The organism is Bradyrhizobium sp. 14AA, assembly GCF_054185205.1.
In genome coordinates this window covers 1-1492 of record NZ_JAVAYM010000067.1, presented here as the reverse complement: position 1 = coordinate 1492, position 1492 = coordinate 1, and the positions used below count along the sequence as shown (strand labels likewise).

The window sequence follows — 1492 nt, the reverse complement described above, 5'->3', positions numbered from 1 at the left end:
ATGTCAATCGGCCCTTTAATTGCGGATTGATGTCAACTCTCTTTTTGAGGCCATACGGCAAGACGGTAGCGCTCGGCCCGTTGAAGCGGGTCGGGGTTGCGGAGACGGGGCGAGCGCGGCTGGTAGATCGATAGCCAGCTCGATAGTATTGGTCGATTAGCCGTCACCTAAATTTCAACGATCCGCTGCCCGTCGCTGGGGTCATGGTCCTTTCCGAGGTCGCACGCGCCTCATGATGATGTCCGGATCGGGCGCCTCATCGTTTGCAACGGCGTGCGGACGAGCCGCCACCAGCCGATTGACCGAGGTCACCACGACCACCGTCCCAGCGGGACATCGCCGGCCCGGCGGACCAGGCCAGGAGCTTACAAAATAAGGTCAGGCCGGCGCGTGGCCCCAGTCGAACGACGTGCCATCGACCCAAATGCAGTGGAGGATCACTGCGATCTTGCGGGCAATGGCGACCTTTGCCTTTTTCATACCGATGCGCTTCGCCAGCTTCATTCCCCAGGCCTTGAGGGAAGACCATTTTTTGGTCCGATAGAGAAGGACGGTCGCTGCCTCGAACAAGTAAGTTCGGAGAAGCCTGTCGCCCCATCTGGATATCTTGCCACTAGTGTCTGTTTCACCAGACTGGTTGCGCCGAGGTGTGAGGCCGAGATATGCGCCGACTGCCGAGGCCGATCGGAAGCGGGACGGGTCATCGATCGTATGGCGGAACGTCAAGGCAGTCACCACGCCAACACCAGGGACCGTCATCAGGCGACGCGTCGTCTCGTCAGACTTCGCCAATCGGCGGACCTCGTCGTCGAATTTGTTCTGCTGCTGGCAGATCTGCTCATGAATCGACAGGAGCGGCGCGATCACGTTGAGGAGTTGATGATCTTCGCCCAATAGCTCGCCGACCTGGTTACGGAACTGTTGGCCAATCGCGCGAGGGAAGAGTAACCCACATTCCTTGATCAGACTTCGGACCTGGTTCTCAATATCCCGGCGTATGGATACGAGGCGGAATCGCGCGACAAGGATCGCTCGAACCTTCTGGCTCTCTTCGCTCTTGATTTTGACTTCTCGATACCATCCAACCCGCACCAGTTCGGCAAGGCCCCGAGCATCATTCCGGTCGCTCTTGTTCATGCGGACCGACAGTGCTGCGTGTGCATGCCTTGCATCGATGCAAACGACGGGGAGTTCAACCCTACGAAGCTCGTGCCAAAGCCAGCTTGCCATCGCGCCCGTCTCAAAGCCGATCCGCTCCGCGAATGGCGCATGCTTGCGAAGCAGCTTGGACAGATCCCCGGGATCAGACTTGGCCCTTCCTTCAAAAATCGCCTGACCAGTCTCGTTGACCACGCGAACCGAAGTCTCTCTTTGCGAGACATCCAGACCGACGTATTGCCTCATGACAGCTCCTCCGAATCGCTTGATTGCGAGAGCTCGACGATAACGGAGCTTTCGTGGCCGCGAGCGCTGACCGCAATTACGTCATCGT

Annotated in this window: 1 protein-coding gene; it reads right to left on the bottom strand. The window is 58.5% G+C overall.

Features of this window, described 5'->3' with window-relative positions; genetic code table 11:
• Positions 1-378: 378 nt before the first annotated feature.
• A complete protein-coding gene (locus tag RAD15_RS43325; RefSeq protein WP_458184783.1) occupies positions 379-1404 on the bottom strand; it encodes an IS110 family RNA-guided transposase in 1026 nt (341 codons plus the stop codon).
• Between the last annotated feature and the right edge of the window lie 88 nt (positions 1405-1492).